Origin of the sequence: Leucobacter japonicus, assembly GCF_001273855.1 — a bacterium.
GTDB lineage: Bacteria > Actinomycetota > Actinomycetes > Actinomycetales > Microbacteriaceae > Leucobacter > Leucobacter japonicus.
The window spans coordinates 1-345 of record NZ_JHBX01000138.1; the positions used below are offsets into that span (position 1 = coordinate 1).

Consider the following 345-nt stretch of genomic DNA (forward strand, 5'->3'; position numbering starts at 1 on the left):
GGTCTCTGCACCGTGCAGGTGCCCACCTGGCGATGGGCAGCGATTGGCCGGTCACCAGTCCGGATCCGCTGTGGGGCCTGCACACGGCCTGCAATCGCACGGCGCCCGCATCGGATGCGCACGCGCTGAACGATGCGTCGCGGGAGGCGATGACGCCGAGCGAGCGGCTCGACGTTCCGACCGCCATCAGGGCGTACACGCTCGGAGCGGCGGAGATCGCGGGCCTCGCCGAGCGCATCGGCCGGCTCGCCCCGGGCTACCTCGCCGACTTCGTCCTCCTCACCGGCCCGTTGGGCGACCCCGGCGACTTCGACCGGGTCCGGGTCGCTCGCACCGTCCTCGGAG

General features: G+C 73.0%; 1 protein-coding gene. It reads left to right on the forward strand.

Annotation, left to right across the window (positions count from 1 at the left end; genetic code table 11):
* Positions 1-32: 32 nt before the first annotated feature.
* Positions 33-345 (forward strand): amidohydrolase family protein (locus AMS67_RS12995; RefSeq protein ID WP_241488083.1); only part of this gene is annotated, 313 nt, incomplete at its 3' end.